19 protein-coding genes and 1 riboswitch are annotated in these 20108 nt (G+C 70.7%); of the genes, 8 read left to right on the forward strand and 11 right to left on the reverse strand.

The features are described 5' to 3' along the window. Positions 1 to 48 precede the first annotated feature (48 nt). Positions 49 to 1380 carry an aminotransferase class I/II-fold pyridoxal phosphate-dependent enzyme gene (locus ACIBJG_RS35550; protein ID WP_399314036.1) on the reverse strand — a complete coding sequence of 444 codons (1332 nt, stop codon included), beginning with the start codon at positions 1378 to 1380 and terminating at the stop codon, positions 49 to 51. Positions 1381 to 1415: 35 nt separating this feature from the next. On the opposite strand from ACIBJG_RS35550, the gene ACIBJG_RS35555 reads away from it, so the two are divergent. Continuing rightward, entirely contained in the window at positions 1416 to 2111 is a 696-nt protein-coding gene (locus ACIBJG_RS35555; RefSeq protein ID WP_399314037.1) for a pyridoxamine 5'-phosphate oxidase family protein, read from the forward strand. 57 nt (positions 2112 to 2168) lie between these two features. Here ACIBJG_RS35555 and ACIBJG_RS35560 read toward each other — a convergent pair whose 3' ends face one another. From ACIBJG_RS35560 to ACIBJG_RS35570, 3 genes are all read right to left on the reverse strand, one after another. Next, positions 2169 to 3125, reverse strand: a complete 957-nt coding sequence (locus ACIBJG_RS35560; protein ID WP_399314038.1) for a DMT family transporter — start codon at positions 3123 to 3125, stop codon at positions 2169 to 2171. A gap of 158 nt (positions 3126 to 3283) precedes the next feature. Continuing rightward, the gene (locus ACIBJG_RS35565) at positions 3284 to 4288 is read right to left on the reverse strand and encodes an EamA family transporter (RefSeq protein WP_399314039.1); all 1005 of its coding nucleotides are present in this window, start codon (positions 4286 to 4288) and stop codon (positions 3284 to 3286) included. A 148-nt stretch (positions 4289 to 4436) separates the two neighbouring features. Beyond that, positions 4437 to 4970: a Clp protease N-terminal domain-containing protein gene (locus tag ACIBJG_RS35570; RefSeq protein ID WP_399314070.1), complete on the reverse strand. Its 534-nt coding sequence runs from the start codon at positions 4968 to 4970 to the stop codon at positions 4437 to 4439. A 248-nt stretch (positions 4971 to 5218) separates the two neighbouring features. On the opposite strand from ACIBJG_RS35570, the gene ACIBJG_RS35575 reads away from it, so the two are divergent. Then, positions 5219 to 5413 (forward strand): hypothetical protein, encoded by a 195-nt coding sequence (locus ACIBJG_RS35575; protein ID WP_399314040.1) that lies wholly within the window; start codon positions 5219 to 5221, stop codon positions 5411 to 5413. A gap of 78 nt (positions 5414 to 5491) precedes the next feature. Then, positions 5492 to 5923 (forward strand): SRPBCC family protein, encoded by a 432-nt coding sequence (locus tag ACIBJG_RS35580; RefSeq protein WP_326734992.1) that lies wholly within the window; start codon positions 5492 to 5494, stop codon positions 5921 to 5923. Between the two features lie 102 nt (positions 5924 to 6025). On the opposite strand, the gene ACIBJG_RS35585 is transcribed toward ACIBJG_RS35580, so the two are convergent. Next, a complete protein-coding gene (locus tag ACIBJG_RS35585) occupies positions 6026 to 6631 on the reverse strand; it encodes a PadR family transcriptional regulator (protein ID WP_399314043.1) in 606 nt (201 codons plus the stop codon). 167 nt (positions 6632 to 6798) lie between these two features. On the opposite strand from ACIBJG_RS35585, the gene ACIBJG_RS35590 reads away from it, so the two are divergent. Continuing rightward, the gene (locus ACIBJG_RS35590; protein WP_399314045.1) at positions 6799 to 7620 is read left to right on the forward strand and encodes a PhzF family phenazine biosynthesis protein; all 822 of its coding nucleotides are present in this window, start codon (positions 6799 to 6801) and stop codon (positions 7618 to 7620) included. A 63-nt stretch (positions 7621 to 7683) separates the two neighbouring features. Here the strand turns inward: ACIBJG_RS35590 and ACIBJG_RS35595 are convergent, their stop codons facing one another. After that, positions 7684 to 8463, reverse strand: coding sequence for a CPBP family intramembrane glutamic endopeptidase (locus tag ACIBJG_RS35595; RefSeq protein WP_399314047.1), 780 nt, complete (start codon positions 8461 to 8463; stop codon positions 7684 to 7686). 184 nt (positions 8464 to 8647) lie between these two features. On the opposite strand from ACIBJG_RS35595, the gene ACIBJG_RS35600 reads away from it, so the two are divergent. Beyond that, positions 8648 to 10435 carry a substrate-binding domain-containing protein gene (locus ACIBJG_RS35600; protein ID WP_399314049.1) on the forward strand — a complete coding sequence of 596 codons (1788 nt, stop codon included), beginning with the start codon at positions 8648 to 8650 and terminating at the stop codon, positions 10433 to 10435. A 42-nt stretch (positions 10436 to 10477) separates the two neighbouring features. On the opposite strand, the gene ACIBJG_RS35605 is transcribed toward ACIBJG_RS35600, so the two are convergent. Next, the gene (locus tag ACIBJG_RS35605; RefSeq protein ID WP_399314050.1) at positions 10478 to 11983 is read right to left on the reverse strand and encodes a glutamate-cysteine ligase family protein; all 1506 of its coding nucleotides are present in this window, start codon (positions 11981 to 11983) and stop codon (positions 10478 to 10480) included. A gap of 481 nt (positions 11984 to 12464) precedes the next feature. Here ACIBJG_RS35605 and ACIBJG_RS35610 point away from each other — a divergent pair, with 481 nt between their 5' ends. Together ACIBJG_RS35610 and ACIBJG_RS35615 are read left to right on the forward strand one after the other, a co-directional pair. Then, complete coding sequence (locus ACIBJG_RS35610) at positions 12465 to 13058, forward strand: hypothetical protein (protein WP_399314051.1); 594 nt, start codon at positions 12465 to 12467, stop codon at positions 13056 to 13058. A 317-nt stretch (positions 13059 to 13375) separates the two neighbouring features. Continuing rightward, entirely contained in the window at positions 13376 to 13582 is a 207-nt protein-coding gene (locus tag ACIBJG_RS35615) for a DUF5999 family protein (protein ID WP_136326371.1), read from the forward strand. 84 nt (positions 13583 to 13666) lie between these two features. Here the strand turns inward: ACIBJG_RS35615 and gcvP are convergent, their stop codons facing one another. Then, positions 13667 to 16552 carry an aminomethyl-transferring glycine dehydrogenase gene (gcvP, locus tag ACIBJG_RS35620; RefSeq protein WP_399314053.1) on the reverse strand — a complete coding sequence of 962 codons (2886 nt, stop codon included), beginning with the start codon at positions 16550 to 16552 and terminating at the stop codon, positions 13667 to 13669. Positions 16553 to 16745: 193 nt separating this feature from the next. Further along, positions 16746 to 16843, reverse strand: a riboswitch (glycine riboswitch). A 113-nt stretch (positions 16844 to 16956) separates the two neighbouring features. On the opposite strand from gcvP, the gene ACIBJG_RS35625 reads away from it, so the two are divergent. After that, on the forward strand, positions 16957 to 17325 hold the full coding sequence (locus ACIBJG_RS35625) for a PRC-barrel domain-containing protein (RefSeq protein ID WP_399314054.1): 369 nt from the start codon (positions 16957 to 16959) through the stop codon (positions 17323 to 17325). Here the strand turns inward: ACIBJG_RS35625 and ACIBJG_RS35630 are convergent. The 3 genes from ACIBJG_RS35630 to ACIBJG_RS35640 all read right to left on the reverse strand — a co-directional run bounded on the left by ACIBJG_RS35630 (position 17250) and on the right by ACIBJG_RS35640 (position 20061). Beyond that, positions 17250 to 18710 (reverse strand): DNA polymerase IV, encoded by a 1461-nt coding sequence (locus ACIBJG_RS35630; RefSeq protein ID WP_399314056.1) that lies wholly within the window; start codon positions 18708 to 18710, stop codon positions 17250 to 17252. The two genes, ACIBJG_RS35625 and ACIBJG_RS35630, sit on opposite strands and share 76 nt — an antisense overlap. A gap of 93 nt (positions 18711 to 18803) precedes the next feature. Beyond that, positions 18804 to 19421, reverse strand: coding sequence for a MerR family transcriptional regulator (locus ACIBJG_RS35635; RefSeq protein WP_399314057.1), 618 nt, complete (start codon positions 19419 to 19421; stop codon positions 18804 to 18806). A 166-nt stretch (positions 19422 to 19587) separates the two neighbouring features. Then, a complete protein-coding gene (locus tag ACIBJG_RS35640; protein WP_006123076.1) occupies positions 19588 to 20061 on the reverse strand; it encodes a bifunctional nuclease family protein in 474 nt (157 codons plus the stop codon). Positions 20062 to 20108 lie beyond the last annotated feature (47 nt).

Below are 20108 nucleotides of genomic sequence, written 5' to 3' on the forward strand. Positions count from 1 at the left end.
GGCGTCCGACACGCCTGCCGCGTCACGACGCCCGGCACGCCCCCTGACTCATCCGTAGCTCAGCGGGTTCGCGGGTCCTGCCGCCACCGCCACCGCGTCCGCGAGCGGAACGATGTCGGCGTCGGTGAGGGGCGACACGGTGAGGCGTATCCCGGGGGGTGCGGTCATCCGGAAGCGGGCTCCGGGCGCCACCGCCCAGCCCGCGTGCAGCAACCGCGCCACGGCCCCCGTCTCGTCGCTGACGGGCACCCACACATTCATCCCGCTGCGCCCGTGCGCCTCGACGCCCCGGTCCTCCAGCGCCCGGACGAGCGCGTCCCGGCGGCGCGCGTACGACCGGGCCACCTCGCGGGTCTCGACCGCGCCCGTCTTCCACAGGTGCACCACCGCCCGCTGCAGCAGCCGGCTGACCCAGCCGGGCCCCAGCCGCTGCCGGCCCGAGACCCGGTCGGCGGTCACCGCGTCCCCGGTCAGCACGGCGACCCGCAGGTCCGGCCCGTACGCCTTCGCGACGGACCGCACGAACGCCCAACGGTCCGTGGCACCGGCCAGGGGGTACAGCGGCAGGTCCACGATGGCGTGCCCGTGGTCGTCCTCGATCAGCAGCACGCCCCGGTATCCGGCGAGGACCGCCCGCAGTTCGGCCGCACGCCCGGCACCGATCGCCGCCCCGGTCGGATTCTGCGCCCGGTCGGTGATGACGGCCGCACGCGCACCGTCCCTGAGCGCGGCGTCGAGGGCGTCCGGCAGCGGACCGTCGTCGTCGACCGCGACGGGAACCGGGCGCATGCCCAGCGCCGGGACGAGATCCAGCAGACCTCCCCAGCCGGGGTCCTCCACCGCGACCGCGTCGCCGGGTCTGAGATGGGCGACCAGCACCCTTTCGATCGCGTCCAGCGAACCCGAGGTGGCGATCACCGGCCCGGCCGGAACGCCGTCCGCGTCGAATCCGGCGCGCGCCAGCGCGGCGAACTCCGGGTCCACGGGCGCCTGCGCGTACATCCCCGGCGCCCGCGCGTACGCCTCGGCGACCGAGGCGAAGGCTTCCCCCAGCGCGGGCAGCAGCGCCGGGTCGGGGTTCCCCTCCCCCAGGTCCCGCACCCCCGGTGGCGCCTCCACCCGCACCGACCCGCGCGCGGTGCTCGCCGGCCGCGGCCGGACCCTGCTGCCCCTGCGCCCGGCCGTCTCGATCACGCCGCGCTCCCGCAGGGTGCGGTAGGCGGCCGCCACCGTATTGGGATTCACCTCCAACCGACTCGCCAACTCCCGCATGGGAGGCAGCACTTGTCCGGGTGCCAGCTCACCCGAACCGACCGCCCGCTCCACACTGGCGGCAATTTCCGATGCACGCCGTCCACTGATCCGATACTCTCCTAGCACAAAGACAAGTATGCACTAGTGCAATGGAGTGCGCAATGCCGGAGACCGAACTTCAGCAGACCACGGACCCGGACGCCCCAGCCGCTTACGCCCCGACCGGACGCACGGTCCCGACCCGCTCCCGCGAGCGGGCCTCGTACGACCGGGAGCAGGTCCACTCGATACTCGACGAGGCGTACGTCTGCCACCTCGGCTTCGTACGGGACGGCGCACCGGTCGTTCTTCCCACGCTCTTCGGCCGGGTCGGCGAGCGGCTCTACGTGCACGGCTCGACCGGCTCCCGCCCGCTGCGGGCGGCCGGCGGGGGCGACGGCGGACTGGCCGTATGCCTGACAGTGACGCATGTCGACGGCCTGGTGCTGGCCCGCTCCGCCTTCCACCACTCGCTGAACTACCGTTCCGTGGTCGTCCACGGCGTGGCGCACACGGTGACCGACCCCGAGGAGCGACGCGTCGCTCTCGACGCGATCGTGGAGCAGGCCGTGCCCGGACGGTCCAAGGACTCCCGGCCCGCCGACGAGAAGGAGCTGGCGGCCACCGCCGTGATCCGGCTGGACCTGCGAGAGGTCTCCGCCAAGGTCCGCACCGGCGGCCCGAACGACGACGAACGGGATCTGGCGCTTCCCCACTGGGCCGGCGTCGTCCCCCTGACACATGGATACGCCGAGCCGGTTCCGGCGGACGGCCTCGCCCCCTCGATCGCCGTCCCGGGCTATCTGAAGGCACTCTGAACCGGAGCCGGGCGGCGGGGCCGCAGGACGGGCACACCGCTCCGCCACCCGTGCCGGTCACGCGGGAACGGCCGCCTCCCGGCGGGCGTTCGCGGCACCGCGCGTCTCGGCGACGGCCAGCCCCACCACCGCGGTGAGCAGCAACAGCGTCCCGGCAACCGTGGCCGGCGTGAGCTGCTCATGGAGCACCACGACGGCGATGACCGCCGCGCTGACCGGTTCGAGCAGCATGATCACCGACACGGTGGCGGCCCGCACCACCGCCGCGCCCGCGAAGTAGAGCGCGTAGGCGAGGGCCGTCGGGATCGCCGCGACGTACACGAGCAAGGTCACCACCTGCGCCGCGTGTTCCGTCTGCGGGACGATTCCCTCACCGGCCGCCATCGGCAGCAGGACCACCGCGGCGATCGCGAACGCCCAGGCGCTGGTACCGAGCGGGTCGGCGCCGCCACCGTCACGGCCGAGCCACCGGGTGAGCAGGGTGATCGCCGCGTAGCCGGCCGCGGAGAGCAGGGCGAGCGCGATCCCGGCGGGCCGCACCGTACCCGCATCGCCTCCGAGCACCAGTACGGCGAGACCGGTCAGCGCCCCAGCGACCGCGGCGAGTCCGCCGAGCCCGAGCCGCTCCCCCATCGTCAGCCGGGCGCCGACGGCGATGAGGACGGGGCCCGCCCCGAGGGTGACCACGGTGCCGACCGCGAGGCCGGTGGCCTGGACGGCGGCGAAGTACGCCGTCTGGAACACGGTGAGGCCGAGGCCCGTACCGAGAATGCGCAGCAGCCGCCGACGTCCGGACTCGGCGACGGCGGCCGGACGGCCGGGCCGCAGCGCGAGCGCGGCGAGCAGGAGCACGAGGCCGCCCGCACAGCGCCAGAACGACAGGGCGAGAGGGCCGATGTCGCTGGCCTCGAAGAGCAGTGAGGCAGCGGCTCCGGCCGTGCCCCAGGCCACTCCGGCAATGATCAGATAGCACAGGCTCCGCCCGACGGGCAGGCCGGAAACAGGGTTCGACACGTGACTTCTCCACAGGAGGACAGGAAGGTGGTCGCTCGACTCCGCACGCGGGCAGCGACGAACCGCTCGGGGACTGCCCGAGCCCGGTCTTCGTCAGGAGTGGCTGCCCGCGCTAGGCGGCAGGCGGCGGAAGTACGGTCAAACGCATGATCGCGACTCTACGGGGCCGCGCGGCCGGCCGACAACTCCCCCTCGGCCGCGGCCTGCTCCCCGCCCGGCCCCGAGGCAATGGAGCCGGAGGGCGCCTTGGGCGTCGACGACTGCGCGATGAAGGCGCCGGTCAGCACGAGTGCACCCCCGATGAGCTGCGGGGCGGCCAGATGCTCCCCGAGCAGTACCCACGCCAGCACGGTCGCGATGACGGCTTCCAGACAGGCGACGACGCCCGCCACCGCCGGTGACAGGAGCCGCACCGAGATCACGCCGGTCACATACGCGATGACGGTGGCGAGCAGCACGATCCAGACGAGGAGCAGCCAGGCGGGCACGTCCGAGCCGTTCATGGCGGTGTCGCCGCCGAGCACGGACCAGTCCATGCCCCAGGGCCGCGCCACGACGGTGAGGACGGCTGCCCCGATCAGCAGCCCGTAGGCGATGACGCCGACCGGATGCGGCGGCTCGGCACCGTCGCCCGAGTCCGCGCTGCCCTGATCGGAGAGGACGAAGTAGCCGACCTGGCAGCAGGCGGCACCGAGGGCGAGCAGCAGTCCGACGGCGTCGAAGCTCAGCCCGGACCACACCTCGACCACGCAGGCCAGGCCTCCCACCGCAAGGACGACGCCGACGGCGGCCGCCCTGGTCACCGGGCGGCGCTGGACGAAGCGCACCCACCCGAGGACGAGCGCCGGCGCCAGGTACTCGACGAGCAGCGCGACGCCCACCGGGATGCGGGAGATGGCGGCGAAGTAGCAGGCCTGCACGCCCGCGACGGCGAGGAGCCCGAATCCCAGCAGCAGCACCGGGCGGCTGCGGACCAGGTCCCGGTGCCGCCAGGCCACGGGCAGCATGACGAGCGCGGCGCCCGCCACCCGGAGCCACACCACGTGGAGCGGGTCGAGCCCCGCCTCGATGAGCGGCTTGGCCGCCACTCCGGAACCGCCGAATGCGAAGGCCGAGGCGAGGGCGAGTCCCAGGCCGGCGCTTCTTCCCTGAGACGCGTGCATCGGCACATCATGGCAGCTGACGACAGGAGCGTCATCCATGTGACGCCTGACCCGGGTAACACTCCGATGTACTCTGCGGGGCACCTCGGCGACCGCGTCGCCGCCGAGCCCTTGATGCGTCGCGCGGCCACCCGGCCGATTCCGGCGGTCACCCCCGGTCGGTCGCCTCCCCGATCCGGTCCGCGAGCAGCGCAGCGTCGACGCCCGCCCGCTCCAGCACCTCGACGGCCCGGCACTCCCGGTCCTCGGCCAGCGCCGCGAACAGGTCCAGCCCGTCGGCCCGTTCGCGCCCGACAGCCCCTGCCCGACGGGACGCACCCGCCATGGCGGACGCCGCAGAGGGCGACCAGCCCTCGGAGTCCGCTTCCGTCACCACCCGGACCGCGCCCGTGTCCTCGACCGCCCCCTGCCAGCGGAGCCCGTATCCGATGCTGCGCTGGACGAGGTAGCCGAGCACCCTGGCCAGCTGCGGGCCGCCGTCGAAGGCCGTGCGGACCGCGGGGTCGGACTCGATCAGGGAGTGCAGCAGATGAGCCGTGTCGATCTGCCGGTCGCCGTCCCGCAGGGCGCGCCTGCGCGCACTCGTCACCACGGCGGCCAGCTCATCGGTGAGTCTGGCGTCGAGCTCAGCACGGTGGTTCGGTGCGGGCTGCTGAGGGATCCACGGCGTCCGGTTCTGCACACTTACTTCCACCCCATCAGCCGTCACGGGCCGGAGCGTCCCCGGGGAGTCCCATTGCCGCATCCCACCCGAGTTGGGCACAGAGGAGCGAGCCCTCCTCCTTACGGATGAGATCGCGCCGATCCGGGGCCGGATTCACGCAAACAGCGCGCGCCGCCTTGCCTCGCGCTCCCGGAGCAACCGAAAGCCTCCCCGTACACGTCTCACACGGCCGGAGCACGGTTACGGCGGCGGGAAGGGGGCCGGAGGTGAGCTGGCTCGTCGCGCTGCCGGCACTCGACGGGCGCGACTACGTGTACCGGGTCCACGCGCCGTCCGACGCGCTGCGCGCGGATCTCTTCTGGGCGGCGTTCCACTGCCATGACGACGGACCGCATCCACGCGCCTGCGACCGGTTCGACGCGGCCTTGATCTGGCGGACCGGACCCCTCCAGCAGATCTGACGCTTCATCAGTATTGAATGTTCTCGCCGCTGCGGCTACGTTCCGCGACACCGTAACCCGTCGAGAAGGGGTGGCCCCATGGCCGAAGTCAGTGCAGAGGCGCGCATCGAAGCACCGGCCGGGAAGGTCTGGGCCCAGCTGACCGACTTCAGCACGTACGGGGAGTGGAACGCCACCCACACCAGCTTCCCCAAGGGGGGCCCGGCCACTCTCGAACTCGCGGGCACCTACGAGGAGAACATGAAACTCATGGGGTTCCCCGCCGAGGTGACCTGGACCGTGTCGGAGCTGGAGGACGGCCGGCTGCTGACCACCACGGGCAAGGGGCCGATGGGCGTCAACCTGAAGATGAGCTACGTACTGACGCCGGACGGGGACGCCACCACGATCCGCATCGACGGCGAGTTCACCGGAGCAGCCGTCTCCCTGATGGCCGGCAAGCTGAAGGACTCGGCCACCGCGGCCCTCGTCGAGTCGCTGCGCAAACTGGACGGGCTGATCGTCGCCTGACGCACCCGCGGGGACGACCACACCGCGCGCCGGTGACACCGGAGGGCCCCGCAGCAGCGGGACCCTCCGGCGCATCCCTCCTCGACTCTCCCACCGTCCGGCTCAGTGCTCGTCGGCGAGGATGAGGTAGAGCTTCTTCCGGGCGTCGTTGATCACCGTCAGCGCCTTCTCGCGCTGCTCGGCCGAGCCGGTCTTCCAGACCTGGCCGAACGCCTCCATCATGCCGAAACCGGCCTGCCGGACCTCGTTGAGGCTCTCCCAGTCGACGCCGCGCCCGGCTTCCTCCCAGGGCGCGTCGGCCCCCGACTCCGCCTCGGTGCGGCCGGCGTCGGTGAGGGTGAACAGCTTCTTGCCGCCCTCGCTCGCACTGACGATCAGGCCCTCGTCCTCCAGCAGCTGAAGGGTGGGGTACACCGAGCCCGGGCTGGGCCGCCAGGCCCCTCCGCTGCGCTCGCCGATCTCCTGGATCATCTCGTAACCGTGCATCGGCCGGTCCTTCAGCAGCGCGAGGATCGACGCACGCACGTCACCGCGGCGCGCCCTCCCCCGGCCGCCACCACGGCCGCGCCCTCCGCCGAACGGGCCACCACCACCGAACGGCGGTCCGAACTGCCCGAAGGCCGCCCGGCGCCCCTCGAAGTCGCCCCGCTCGTGCCCACAGGGGCCGTGCCCATGACCGTGACCGTGCTCATGTCCATGCGAACGCATGACCGTACTCCTTCTCACATTGATCGTTTACCTATCGCTGTACTGTCGCGATGCGTCAACGATATATCGGAACCGGTCGCTTGACAAACCCCTTGCGTGAGTTTTCCGAGCCGCCGATACGGAATTGGCCTTGGCCTGCGGCTTCGCCCCGCTCCTACGGTCGGACCATGAGGATTCGTATCGTCGACGCGTTCACCGACCGCCCCTTCTCCGGCAACCCCGCAGGCGTCCTGCTCCTGGGCCCGGAGGGCTTCCCCGATGACAAGCGGCTCCAGCAGATCGCCACGGAGCTGAACCTCTCCGAGACGGCGTTCGCCCACCCGCTGCCGCCGGGCGCCGCCGCCGACTGGGCGTTGCGCTGGTTCACCCCGTCCACCGAGGTCGACATGTGCGGTCACGCCACCCTGGCCACCGCCCACGTCCTGCACACCACCTCGACGGCGAGCGGCACGGTGCGCTTCGCCGCCCGGTGCGGAGCGCTCACGTCGACCACGGCCCCGGACGGGTCGATCGCACTCGACTTCCCGACCGCGCACCTGACCCCCGAGGCCCCGTCACCGGGACTGGTCGCCGCCCTCGGCGCGGAGCCCGTATCCGTCCACGACACGGGCCCGCACATCGGCGATCTGCTCGTGGAACTGGCCGACGAGGCGGCCGTACGGGGACTCTCACCGGACTTCGCGGCACTGACCGCCCACTCGCAGCGCGGCGTCATCGCGACCGCGGCAGCCGCCTCTCCCGACTGCGGCTACGACTTCGTCTCCCGCGGCTTCTTCCCCGCCGTGGGCATCGACGAGGACCCGGTGACGGGCAGCGCCCACACCGCCCTCGCGCCGTTCTGGTCGGCGCGGTTCGGCCGCGACGAACTGACCGGCCTCCAGGCCTCCGCCCGGTCGGGACTGGTCCGCACGTCACTGCGGGGAGACCGCACCCTGCTGACAGGCCGCGCGGTGACGGTCGTGGACGGTGAACTGCTCGTCACCCTGTGACCACGGCGAACGACAGGAGGGGGTGTGCGGACGAGCCGCACACCCCCTCCTGTCGCCCCGGGCTCACGGGGTCGGCAGCCAGCCCACCTTCCCGGCGAGCACCGCGTACCCGACGAACGCGCCGATGTCGAGCAGGGCGTGCGCGGCGACCAGCGGCCCCACCCGCTGCCAGCGGCGGTACAGCAGCACGAAGACGAGGCCCATCACCATGTTGCCGATGAAGCCGCCGATGCCCTGGTACAGGTGGTACGAGCCGCGCAGGACCGAACTCGCCACCAGTGCGGCCATCGGCGACCACCCCAACTGCCCCAGCCGGCGCAGCAGATATCCGACGACGATCACCTCCTCCACCACGGAGTTCTGGATCGCCGACAGGATGAGAACCGGGAACTTCCACCACACGTCGGGCAGCGACTCGGGAACGACCGTGAGGTTGAATCCGGCAGCGCGGACGACGAGGTAGAAGGCCAGCCCCGCGCTGCCGATGCCCGCCGCGACCAACGCCCCGCGTCCCAGATCGGACCACGGCCTGGTCCGGTCGAAGCCGATGGCGCGCAGCCCGGCACCCTCCCTGATCAGCAGGTGCGCCACCAGGGCGACCGGCACCAGCGCCGTCGTGATCCCGAAGAGCTGCCAGGCGAGATCCAGCCATGGGCGTCCCGGCGCGTAGGAACTGTTGAGGGTGGCCGCCTGATCCTTCAAACCCCCCGGTTTCGTCAGGGATCCGACAAAACTGATCAGGGCAGACACCCCGCTGGCACCCAGCGAGAGAGCCAGCACCAACACCGTTTCGGACCGCAGAATCCGTCGTGAGACGGCCTCCTGAGGAAAAGAATCAGCCACGCGCCCCGCCTCCACCTGTACACCTGCCCTCAGTTGTGCATTCACGTCCCATGCCACTCCCCGTCCCGCTAGGGTCTCGAATGCAGGTACGAAGATCATGCGCGACAGGCCGGGGGGCGAGCACCATTGCCGATGGTGTGGTCCCCCATTTCCTTGTTCATCCTCAAGGAGGGGCACCACCGACATGGGACGTCACAGCTTGCCCGACGACTACGCCACGGACGGAAGCGGGGACCGTCCACCGCGCCGCCGTCGCACCGTAGCCATCGCCACCACGCTCGTTCTCGCAGTGGCCGCGGGAACGGCGGTCGCGGCACAGGGCGGCTTGCTGTCGTTCTCGAAGTCCTGCGAGGACACCGCCGTACACCTGTCCATGATGACCTCACCGGACATCGCTCCGGCCGTGCGTGCCGTCGCCGACAAGGCGCGCAAGGACGATCTCAGATCCGACGGCCGCTGTCTGGACGTGGACGTGGTGGCCCGTGACTCGTACAAGGTGGCGGACGCGCTCGCCCGCGGCACCCGCGCACCGGACTACCAAATGTGGCTCCCCGACTCCGATCTCTGGCTGAACCGGGCGAAGGGCACGGGCGAGGCCATCCCGATCACCCCGGGCGACTCCGTCGCGTCCTCCCCCGTCACCCTCGCCATGGTCCCCTCCGCCGCCAAGAGCCTCGGCTGGCCCGAGAAGAAGTACTCCTGGGCCGAACTGACAGCAGCGGCCATGGAGTCCGACAAGGTACGTCTGGGCTCGGCCGACCCCGCGCGGAGCGCCACCGGGCTGCTGGCGCTGACGAGCATCGGAATCTCGTCCGACAAACTGGGCGGGGACAGCGACACGAGGGCCGCGTCCACCGCCAAACTGCTCGCCCAGCGGATGTCGGACGGCGACACCCAGGTGGTCGGGACCCTGCCCCAGGACAGCTCCGGCGCGGAGCAGGGAAATCCGGCGCGCAACCAGGCGGTGCTCCTGTCCGAACAGGCCGCGTTCGCCCACAACGCCGAGTCGACCGGGGACGGCAAGCTCGACCTCTTCTACCCCAAGGACGGCGCTCCGCTCCTCAACTATCCGTTCACTCTGGTCAACGAGGAGGAGCAGACGACGGACGAGAGCCGGGCAGCCCTGCGGTTCATGACGCTGCTGTCCGAGGACGCCTCCCAGCGCACCCTGCAGGAGCACGGCTTCCGGACCGTCGAGGGCGCGGCGGACGAGACCCTGGTCGCCTCGGCCGGCGGCAAGGCGCCCCAGCCGTACGCCACATCGCCCGGAGCCGCACCCTCGGACGAGACGCTGCAGGAGACGCTCGGCATGTGGACGATCACCGTGCAGAGCGCGCGGCTCACCACCGTCGTCGACGCCTCGGGGTCGATGGCCACGATCGTGCCGGGCCGCAACCAGTCCCGGATGGACGTCACCAAGGCGTCCCTGATCCAGGCGCTCAACCAGTTCACGCCGAACGACGAGGTCGGCCTCTGGGAGTTCGCCACCACACTCGACGGCGACAAGGACTACCGCAGGCTGGTGGCGACCGGCCGGCTCGGCGACGCGGCCAAGGGCGGCGGCACACACCGCGACAAGCTCGCCGCGGCGTTCTCCGCGCTGAAGCCAGTCCCCGACGGTGCCACGGGTCTGTACGACACCGCGCTGGCCGCGTACAAGGAGGCGCAGCGCACCTACGTGAAGGGCAAGTTCAACGCGGTCGTCATCCTCACCGACGGCTCGAACCAGGACGACCGCTCCATCTCCCGCTCCGCCCTGATCGCCGAGCTCGAGAAGCTCACCGACCCGGAACGGCCCGTGCCGTTGCTCGCCATCGCGGTCGGCCCCGATGCCGACCGCGACGAGGTGAACGAGATAGCGAAGGTGACCGGTGGCGGCGGCTACCAGGTCAGCGACCCGGCGGAGATCCAGGCGGTGATCCTGCAGGCCGTCATGACCGCGGGACAGAGCGGCGGGGCAGCCGGGGAGTAGGGCCCCCGCCCCGCCACGGCCCCCTTCCGGCCACCCGCCCCCTCACCGTGCGGGGAGGTCCACCGGCCAGGTGTGCACGGGCTCGCCGTCCTGCATCAGTTCGGCGTACCGCCGGGTCATGGCGGCGAGAGCCTCGGCCCGCCCCAGGCCCGCCTCCCGCGCCCGGTGGTAGGTGTCGGCCTGCCAGGACGCCCCGTTCGTCCGCCGCCTGCACCGCTCCTCGATGATCCCGAGGTAGTGGTCCCGGTCCGCGGGCTCGATGTTCCAGGCGTCGAGGCCCGCGGCCGCCAGGGGCAGCAGTTCGTCCCGCACCAGCTTGACGGCCGGCACCCGGGTCAGACCGCCGGAGCGGCCGGGGCGGGGCCAGAGCAGTTCGGCGTCGATGCCCCGGCGGCAGGCGGTGTCGAAGTTCTCGGCCGCGGCGCTGAAGGGCATCCTGGTCCACACCGGCCGGGATTCCTCTGCGAGGGCCCGTACGAGTCCGTAGTAGAGCGCGGTGTTGGCGATCACGTCGGCGACGGTCGGCCCCGCGGGGAGCACCCGGTTCTCCACTCGCAGGTGCGGTACGCCGTCCGCGAGCCCGTACACCGGGCGGTTCCACCGGTAGACCGTGCCGTTGTGCAGGACGAGTTCCTGGAGCCCGGGCACACCGCCCTCGTCGAGGACCCGCAGCGGATCCTCGTCGTCGCAGATGGGCAGCAGCGGCGGAAAGTAGCGGAGGTTCTCCTCGAAGAGCTCGTAAGCCGAGTCGACCCACCGCTCACCGAACCAGGTTCTCGGCCGCACGCCCTGGTTCTGGAGTTCGGGCGGCCTGGTGTCCGTGGCCTGCTGGAAGAGCGGCGGCCGCGACTCCCGCCACAGCTCCCGGCCGAACAGGAAGGGGGAGTTGGCTCCCATGGCCACCTGGACCGCCGCGACGGCCTGGGCCGCGTTCCACACATCGGCGAAGCGCTCCGGGGTCACCTGCAGATGGAGTTGCACCGAGGTGCAGGCCGCTTCCGGAGTGATGGAGCCGGAGGTGCAGACCAGTCGCTCCACACCTTCGATATCCAGGGAGAAATCCTCGCCGCGCGCCGCCACCATTTGATCGTTCAGCAACGCGTAGCGGTCCACGTCGGAGAGATTGGACCGGACCATGTCCTCGCGTCCGAGGGTGGGGAGTATTCCGATCATCATGATCCCGGCGTCGACCTCGGCGGCCTTCCGGTCGGCATATCCGAGACCGGTTCTCAGCTCTTCGGCCAGTTGATCGAGAACACGACCTGAAAGATTATGTGGAACTATGTTCACTTCGAGATTGAACATCCCCAGTTCCGTCTGGAAATCGCGGCTGGCGATCCGGTCCAGAACCTGTCCATTCAACATCTTCGGCATACCGTCGGCACCGGCAAGATTCAGCTCGATCTCCATACCCATGAGGTTGCGCGGCCGGTCGAACCTCCGCTCCGCCAGAAGCCTCCCCAGCCCCTCCAGGCACTGGTGGAGCTTCCTCCGGTACCTCTGTCGGTCGGACAGGTCAAAGGCGCCCGCAACGACCTTCTCCCCCATCGAAGTGTCCTTCCTCGAGTGGGCAGCCCGCGGCCCAGGCCGCTCGCGTCACGATCGATAATGCCCAGGCGGGGAGATCCATAACGCCCCGCGGACGCCGCGTACCCGCTAATCTCATGACCAAGGCCCCGGGCACATTCACTCGGCATGAGGCAGCCCGCAGATTCCTCGCCCGGCACGCGGGGAAAGCGTCGGCACGTTTCAGCCTACCGCGCCGCGGGAAAAACCCGAGGCGGTGGCTGCGCCGCTCACACCGAATCAGCATAATCTCCGCATAATTAAGTCCGGATACCGCCTTGCCGGCAATAGCCATGGCGGCTAGTGGAAACACCGCGTGAACACGTGTCGTATAAACTCCGCGGACGAGGCAGAGAGTTGACGCACCGGCCCAGTCACCGGCCTCCTCTGGCCCCGCACGCCGACAGCGCCGTCTGCACCCGCCCACGCTCCACCGTGTCTCCGAAGTGAGAGGCGACCCACTATGCCGCTGCATGTACCCCCGGCTCCCGCGCCCGCTCTGCGCAGCGTTCTCGCGGCGCTCGGTTCACCGACCGCGGTCCGCGAGGCCCGCACCCCCGCTCTGCGGTCCGTCCAGGGACCGCTGAGCCCGGAACACCCGCTCCCCGTCCATGTGCTGGACCGCATCGGCCGGGACGGGCTCGCACCCACGACCCGGCTCGCCGCATGGCGCTTCCTGATCCGCAGTACGGAGCGGGCCGTCGCGGCGGCGGACACGATGCTCACCCCGGACGGCTGGGCCTTCTCGCACTTCTTCGAGGGCCCGTACATCGCCTCCACCGAACTCGCCCTGCGCCAGGCGGAAGCGGCGGCGACGCCCTACCAGCCGAGGCTGCTGTCCATTCCCGAGCTCTACATGCTGGCGCTGTGGCTGCACGGGGACACCGAGGCCGACGCGTCCGGCGGGTCCCCCGCCCCGGCCGATCTGCTGGTTCCGCTGGCTCCCGCCCCACCGGGTATCGCGGCACACCGTCCGCACCGGGTCGCTGATCTGCTCCCCGTGATCACCACCCGTATCGCCCCCGGTCCCGGCCCCTTGCTCGGCTCTCCCGCCTGAGTCCCGGCTCCCCCACTTGATGGCACTGTGCCCCGCCACCTCGGTGGCGGGGCACAGTGCCATCCGCAGGGAACGCCCGTGCCCATCCGGACTAGCCTCATTCGGCCACCCCGAACCACCCGAATTGACAGTGCAGTTGCGTTGAACCGTCCGGGCGGGTGATGCGTCATGAGAGGAGAACGAGCGCTGCTGCGAAATCCCTGCGGATTGACGTCCGTGGGGCAACACTGGGACCGGACCGATCGATACGGGGGGCGGCCATGAACACCTCTTCAAGCCGCAGGACACTCAACTCAACGCAGCGAAAGAACCCAGCCATGTGTCAGCACCAGCCACCCTGCCCGACAGCCGACTCAGCCGACCGGGAAGCCGCCCGTCTGGTGGCGCACCATCCGGAACAGGGCTGGAGCCTGCTGTGCAACGGCGTCCTGCTCTTCGAGGACACCGGTGAGCTGCTTCCGGACGGACAGATCATCGCCCCGCACCGGCCGCTGGGAACGGGCCGGGTGGTGAAGGCGGCCTAAGCGGCCGGTACGGAAAAGGGGCCGGCCCGGAGAGATCTCCGCACCGGCCCCCACGCGTGTCCGCGTCAGCCCCGTGTTCCGGGGTCAGCTGTCGTACTCCTCCAACGGCGGGCAGGAGCAGACGAGGTTGCGGTCACCGAACGCACCGTCGATCCGGCGTACCGGCGGCCAGTACTTGTCGGCGGCCGAGACGCCCGCGGGGAAGACGGCCACCTCGCGGCTGTAGCCGTGCTCCCACTCACCGCCCAGCGCCGCCGCGGTGTGCGGGGCGTTGCCCAGCGGGTTGTCGTCCGCGCTCCACTCGCCCGAGGCCACCTTCTCGATCTCGGCGCGAATGGCGATCATCGTGTCGCAGAAGCGGTCCAGCTCCGCGAGGTCCTCGCTCTCGGTCGGCTCGATCATGAACGTCCCCGCGACGGGGAACGACATCGTCGGCGAGTGGAAGCCGTAGTCGATGAGGCGCTTGGCCACATCGTCGATGCTGACGCCGGTGGCCTTGGAGATGGGCCGCAGGTCCACGATGCACTCGTGCGCGACCAGTCCCGCCGGGCCGTTGTACAGGATCGGGTAGTGCGGCTCCAGCCGCTTGGCGATGTAGTTGGCCGCGAGTACGGCGACCTGCGTCGCACGCTTCAGGCCCTCGCCGCCCATCAGGCGTACGTACGCCCAGGAGATCGGAAGAATGCCTGCCGAGCCCCACGGAGCAGCCGAGATCGGTCCGACACCGGTCTCCGGTCCGGCGGCGGGCTGCAGCGGGTGGTTCGGGAGATACGGCGCCAGGTGCGCGCGCACCCCGACGGGCCCGACACCGGGGCCGCCGCCGCCGTGCGGGATGCAGAAGGTCTTGTGCAGGTTCAGGTGCGAGACATCGCCCCCGAAGTGGCCCGGCTTGGCGAGGCCGACCAGGGCGTTGAGATTCGCCCCGTCGACGTACACCTGACCGCCGGCGTCGTGCACCTCGGCGCAGATGTCGGCGACGTGCTCCTCGAAGACACCGTGGGTCGACGGGTAGGTGATCATCAGCACGGCGAGCTCGTCGCGGTGCTGCGCGATCTTGGCGCGGAGGTCCGCGATGTCGACCTCGCCGTCGTCGGCGGTCTTCACCACGACGACCTTCATGCCGGCCATCACGGCACTCGCGGCGTTGGTGCCGTGGGCGGAGGACGGGATCAGACAGACGGTGCGGCCCTCGTCGCCGTTGGCACGGTGGTACGCGCGCACGGCCAGCAGCCCCGCGAACTCGCCCTGCGATCCGGCGTTCGGCTGGATGGAGACCGCGTCGTAGCCGGTGACCTCCGCGAGGCGCTCCTCCAGCTCACGGATGAGCGTCAGGAAGCCCTCGGCCTGCTCGGCCGGCGCGAACGGGTGCAGCGCGCCGAACTCGGGCCAGGTGATCGACTCCATCTCGGCGGTCGCGTTCAGCTTCATGGTGCAGGAGCCGAGCGGGATCATGCCGCGGTCCAGCGCGTAGTCACGGTCGGCGAGCTTGCGCAGGTAGCGCAGCATCGCGGTCTCGGAGCGGTGCTGGTGGAAGACCGGGTGGGTGAGGATCGCATCCGTGCGCAGCAGCCCCTCGGGCAGCGCGTCGACGGTCGTGGCGTCCAGTGCCTCGATGTCGCCGTCGGCGCCGAAGGCGGCCCACACAGCCGCGATCTGCGCGCGGGTCGTGGTCTCGTCGCACGCGAGCGAGACCAGGTCGCCGTCGACGAGCCGCAGGTTGACCCCACGCTCGCGGGCGTCGGCGACGACCGCGGCGGCCTTGCCGGGGACCCGGACGGTGAGCGTGTCGAAGTGGGCACCGGTCACCACGTCGACGCCGGCGGCGCGCAGGCCCTCGGCCAGGATGGCGGCGTAGCGGTGGGTGCGCCGCGCGATCGTCCGCAGGCCGTCGGGGCCGTGGTAGACGGCGTACATGCCGGCCATCACGGCGAGCAGCACCTGAGCGGTGCAGATGTTGCTGGTGGCCTTCTCGCGGCGGATGTGCTGCTCGCGGGTCTGCAGGGCCAGGCGGTACGCCTTGTTGCCGTCCGCGTCCACGGAGACGCCGACGAGGCGGCCCGGAAGGCTGCGCGCGAACTTCTCGCGCACGGCCATGAAGCCGGCGTGCGGTCCGCCGAAGCCCATCGGGACGCCGAAACGCTGCGTGGTGCCGACGGCGATGTCCGCGCCCAGGTCGCCGGGCGACGTGAGGAGGGTGAGCGCCAGCAGATCTGCGGCCACGGTGACGATCGCGCCGAGCTCGTGGGCCTGCTCGATGACGGGCTTGATGTCCCGTACGGCTCCGGAGGCGCCCGGGTACTGCAACAGCACACCGAAGACACCGCGCTCGGCGATCTCGGCGGGGATGCCGTCGGTGAGGTCCGCGACGACGACCTCGACGCCGGTCGGCTCGGCACGGGTCTCGATGACGGCGACGGTCTGCGGCAGGGAGTCCGCGTCAACCAGGAAGACGCCCTGCTTGACCTTGCCGACGCGGCGGGCCAGGGCCATGGCCTCGGCGGCGGCGGTGCCCTCGTCGAGCAGCGAGGCGCCGGAGGTGGGCAGCCCGGTGAGCTCGGCGACCATCGTCTGGAAGTTCAGGAGGGCTTCGAGGCGGCCCTGGGAGATCTCGGGCTGGTACGGCGTGTAGGCCGTGTACCACGCGGGATTCTCCATCACGTTGCGGAGGATCACCGGCGGGGTGAACGTGCCGTAGTAGCCGAGCCCGATCATCGGGGCCAGGACCTGGTTGCGGTCGGCGAGGAGGCGCAGCTCGGCGAGGACCTCGGCCTCGGTCCGCGCGGCCGGCAGGTTCAGGGCCTCGGCGCTCCTGATCACATCGGGCACCGCGGCGGCGGTCAGCTCGTCGAGCGAGCCGTAACCGACCTGGGCGAGCATCTTCGCCTGGGCCTCGGCATCGGGACCGATGTGGCGCTGCTCGAACGGGATTCCCTGTTCCAGCTGAGAGAGCGAAGTGCGACGGGGGGTCATGATGGAGGCCTCCTGGTCTGTCACGACCTGCGAGGGGCACCACGGCGCGGGGTGCCCGAACGGCCTCCCCCTCTGTCATCTCAACCTGAGAGCTTCACCGGTGCCCGCGGGGCGCACCGGCTTTCACCGTCGGTGAGGGAGAGCTCCGGTCCGGCCGTGGCCGTGCGGAACCCGCCCTGCTTTCCAGAGTGACCTCGTCCGTGCGGTACGGGGGCCTGAGAGATTCCGGGGAGGATTTGCTCCTTCGGCGCCTTCCGGATTGTCTCCGGAGGACTCTCCCGCACGGGGTCAGCAGCCATTGCCAGCCTACCAGCGGGGTATGCGGTGGAAATCTCGAGTGGCCGACGCCACGGATCTGCACTTCTGTAGTGCCTGTGGAGTAGCCGCGACCAGTGGGAGGGACCGTGCAGACCGACATCGATCCGCGCAGCCTGATCGGCCGCAAGGCATTCGACCGCAAGGGCACCAAGATCGGAACCGTGGACGAGGTGTATCTCGACGACGCGACCGGTGTGCCAGAGTGGGCCGCCGTACGCACCGGACTGTTCAGCCGGGACGCCTTCGTCCCGCTGGAGCCCAGCGAAATCGTCGAGGACACGCTGCGCATCCCCTTCGACCGGGCCCTCATCAAGGACGCACCCGACTTCGGGGTCGGCCGTCACCTCTCGCCGGAACAGGAGCTGCAGCTCTACCGGCACTACGGTCTGGACTCGGCGCCGGCCGAGAGCGCCCCGGACCGCGATTTCGGCAGGCTGGCCGGCCAGGACGAGTAGTCCACCGGGTTCCGCACGAGCGGCAGCGGATCGGCGGGCTGCAGTTCCGGATCGTCGATACGGAACGTGCGAACGCGGCCGGGCGCCGATTCCGGTTCCTCGAACCGCACCGTCACCCGTCCGACCCCGCTGCCCTGCACCCAGCCATGCCCGTGGGTGTCATGTCGCACGTCGTGCCCGGCCGGCCAGCGTCGCGCGGCGAGCTGCTCCGCACTCTCGGGTGCGGGCTCCTCGCCCTCCCGTCCTCCCTCGTCCGCAGCGGCGTGCGCGCCCGGTTCGGCGGGGTCCGCAAGCTCGGCGGCCGTCCGCTCGCCGGCTGCCTGGGCGAACAGGTCCTCCTGGGTGAAGTCTGCGAGCCCGGTGACGCCGACACCGAGCAGGCGGACGCCCCCGGTCGTGTCCACGGCCTCCAGGAGCCGCGCAGCGGCCTCTCTGACGACCGTGGGGTCGTCGGTGGGCCCCCGGAGCGTCTCGGAGCGGGTGAGGGTCGAGAAGTCGTAACGCCGCACTTTCAGCACCACCGTGCGGCCCGACCGTCCGGCGGCCCTCAGCCGCTGGACACAGCGGCCGGCCAGTCTCTCCACCTCGGTCCGCACCCGGACCCGGTCGTGGAGATCCGTATCGAAGGTGTCCTCGACCGAGACCGATTTGGCGTCGCGCTCGGCGATCACCGGCCGGTCGTCGTGTCCGGACGCCATGCGGTGCAGGGAGCTGCCGTGCGCCTTGCCCAGCAGCCGTACGAGCTCCGCCTCGCCCGCCTCGGCGAGGTCGTTGACCGTGGTCATGCCGGCGCGGCGCAGATGGTCCGCGGTGGCGGGGCCGACGCCGGGCAGGGTGCGCACCGGCATGGGCGCGAGCAGCGCACGCTCCGTACCCGGCTCTATCAGCAGGATCCCGTCGGGCTTCGCCTCCTCGGAGGCGATCTTCGCCAGCATCTTGGAGCCCGCGAGCCCGACGGAGCCGCTGAGTCCCGTGACCGCCTCGATCGCCCCGCGCAGCTGCTCGCCGATCTCCATCGCCGAGGCCGTGTCGTTCGCCGTCCCGCCCGCCTCCAGGTCGACGAAGGCCTCGTCGAGACTGAGCGGCTCCACCAGGGGTGAAAGGCGGCCCAGCAACTCCATGACCTGTTCGCTCACCGTTCGGTAGAGCGTGAAGCGCGGCACCAGATAGGCCGCGTTCGGCGCCAGCCTTCTCGCCTGCGCCATCGGCATCGCCGAGTGCACCCCGAAACGGCGGGCTTCGTACGAGGCGGTGGCGACCACTCCCCGGGGGCCGAGTCCGCCCACCACGACCGGCTTTCCGCGCAGACTCGGCTTCGCCGCCTGCTCCGCAGACGCGTAGAAGGCATCCATGTCCAGATGCAGGATGGTGGGCGCGGCTCTCACATCAATCGATGGTGCCCTACGCCACTGACAGTCGCCCTGTCACAAGGGGCGGCCGACCCCGGTTTCCCGGGGCGCGTCCGCGCTCCCACCCGGTCAGCCCGCCCGGTTGCGGCGACGTGCGAGTTCGTCGGTGGGGTTGTTGCCGATCAGTGTCTCGCCGGTGTCCACACGCTCCCCGTGCAGCTGCGACAGCGCGGCGTCCACGTCCCGCCACACCACCCCGACGGCGATACCGAAGACCCCCTGCCCCCCTTGCAGCAGCTCGACGACCTCCGCGGGCGAGGAGCACTCGTACACCGTCGCCCCGTCACTCATCAGCGTCATGCGCTCGAGATCCTGGAAGCCGCGGGCCCGCAGGTGCTGCACCGTGGTGCGGATGTTCTGAAGGGCGACCCCGGTATCGAGGAAACGCTTCACGATCTTCAGCAGCACCACGTCCCGGAAGCTGTAGAGCCGCTGTGTGCCCGACCCGTAGGCCGGGCGGACGCTCGGCTCCACCAGACCCGTGCGGGCCCAGTAGTCGAGCTGCCGGTAGGTGATCCCTGCTGCCGCGCATGCTGTCGGCCCGCGATAGCCGATCTCGTTGGCCGCTGTCACGCCGTCCCCCGCCACCGCATCCGGCGCAACCGGTTGCCTGATGGTGTGGCCGGCTGTACTCCCCTGCTGCGGATACGGCCCACCCGCTGCCGTACCGTCGCCGCTGCTTCTCACGCCGACCTCCGTCCTTGACCTGCCCACTCGAAGGTAGGCAGTCACCCGGGGTGCGTCAACGATCGCCACACTCGGCACGCCGAGTGATAATCACCCTGAGGGTGGTTTCCCGTGACTGATGAACGGGAAAGGCTTGTCGGATGCGCTGGCGGGGCCCCTTGGGACGTCACTGACTGTTCGTACCGAAGTCCTCCGGCGAGATCTGGTCGAGGAACTCGCGGAACTTCTCCACCTCGTCCTCCTGCTCGTCGGGAATCGCGATTCCCGCATCATCGAGCACCCCGTCACTGCCGTAGATCGGCGTGCCGGTGCGCAGGGCGAGCGCTATGGCGTCGGAAGGCCGCGCGCTCACTTCGACTCCGCTGGCGAAGACCAGCTCCGCGTAGAAGACCCCTTCACGCAGATCCGTGATCCGGACCTCGGTGAGCTCCTGGCCTACGGCCTCGAGCACATCCTTGAAGAGATCATGGGTCAGCGGCCTGGCCGGAGCCATGCCTTGCTGGGCGAAGGCGATCGCAGTCGCCTCACCAGGGCCGATCCAAATGGGGAGGTACCGGTCGCCTCCCACTTCACGCAGGAGCACGATCGGTTGGTTGGAGGGCATTTCCACCCGGACACCCACAACGTCGAGCTCGTTCACACAGCAACCCTAGGACGTGCTCGGCAGGTTTGGGTAGTCGGGCCCCA

Source organism: Streptomyces sp. NPDC050422, assembly GCF_044458665.1.
In the GTDB taxonomy this organism is placed as follows: Bacteria; Actinomycetota; Actinomycetes; order Streptomycetales; family Streptomycetaceae; genus Streptomyces.

Excerpts from the sequence above, each read along its gene's own strand:
- ACIBJG_RS35565 (WP_399314039.1), bottom strand. The coding sequence starts at position 4,288 with ATGCACGCGTCTCAGGGAAGAAGCGCCGGCCTGGGACTCGCCCTCGCC.
- ACIBJG_RS35605 (WP_399314050.1), bottom strand. The coding sequence starts at position 11,983 with ATGGGGGAGAAGGTCGTTGCGGGCGCCTTTGACCTGTCCGACCGACAG.
- ACIBJG_RS35580 (WP_326734992.1), top strand. The coding sequence starts at position 5,492 with ATGGCCGAAGTCAGTGCAGAGGCGCGCATCGAAGCACCGGCCGGGAAG.
- ACIBJG_RS35555 (WP_399314037.1), top strand. The coding sequence starts at position 1,416 with ATGCCGGAGACCGAACTTCAGCAGACCACGGACCCGGACGCCCCAGCC.
- ACIBJG_RS35585 (WP_399314043.1), bottom strand. The coding sequence starts at position 6,631 with ATGCGTTCGCATGGACATGAGCACGGTCACGGTCATGGGCACGGCCCC.
- ACIBJG_RS35590 (WP_399314045.1), top strand. The coding sequence starts at position 6,799 with ATGAGGATTCGTATCGTCGACGCGTTCACCGACCGCCCCTTCTCCGGC.
- gcvP (WP_399314053.1), bottom strand. The coding sequence starts at position 16,552 with ATGACCCCCCGTCGCACTTCGCTCTCTCAGCTGGAACAGGGAATCCCG.
- ACIBJG_RS35610 (WP_399314051.1), top strand. The coding sequence starts at position 12,465 with ATGCCGCTGCATGTACCCCCGGCTCCCGCGCCCGCTCTGCGCAGCGTT.
- ACIBJG_RS35600 (WP_399314049.1), top strand. The coding sequence starts at position 8,648 with ATGGGACGTCACAGCTTGCCCGACGACTACGCCACGGACGGAAGCGGG.
- ACIBJG_RS35615 (WP_136326371.1), top strand. The coding sequence starts at position 13,376 with ATGTGTCAGCACCAGCCACCCTGCCCGACAGCCGACTCAGCCGACCGG.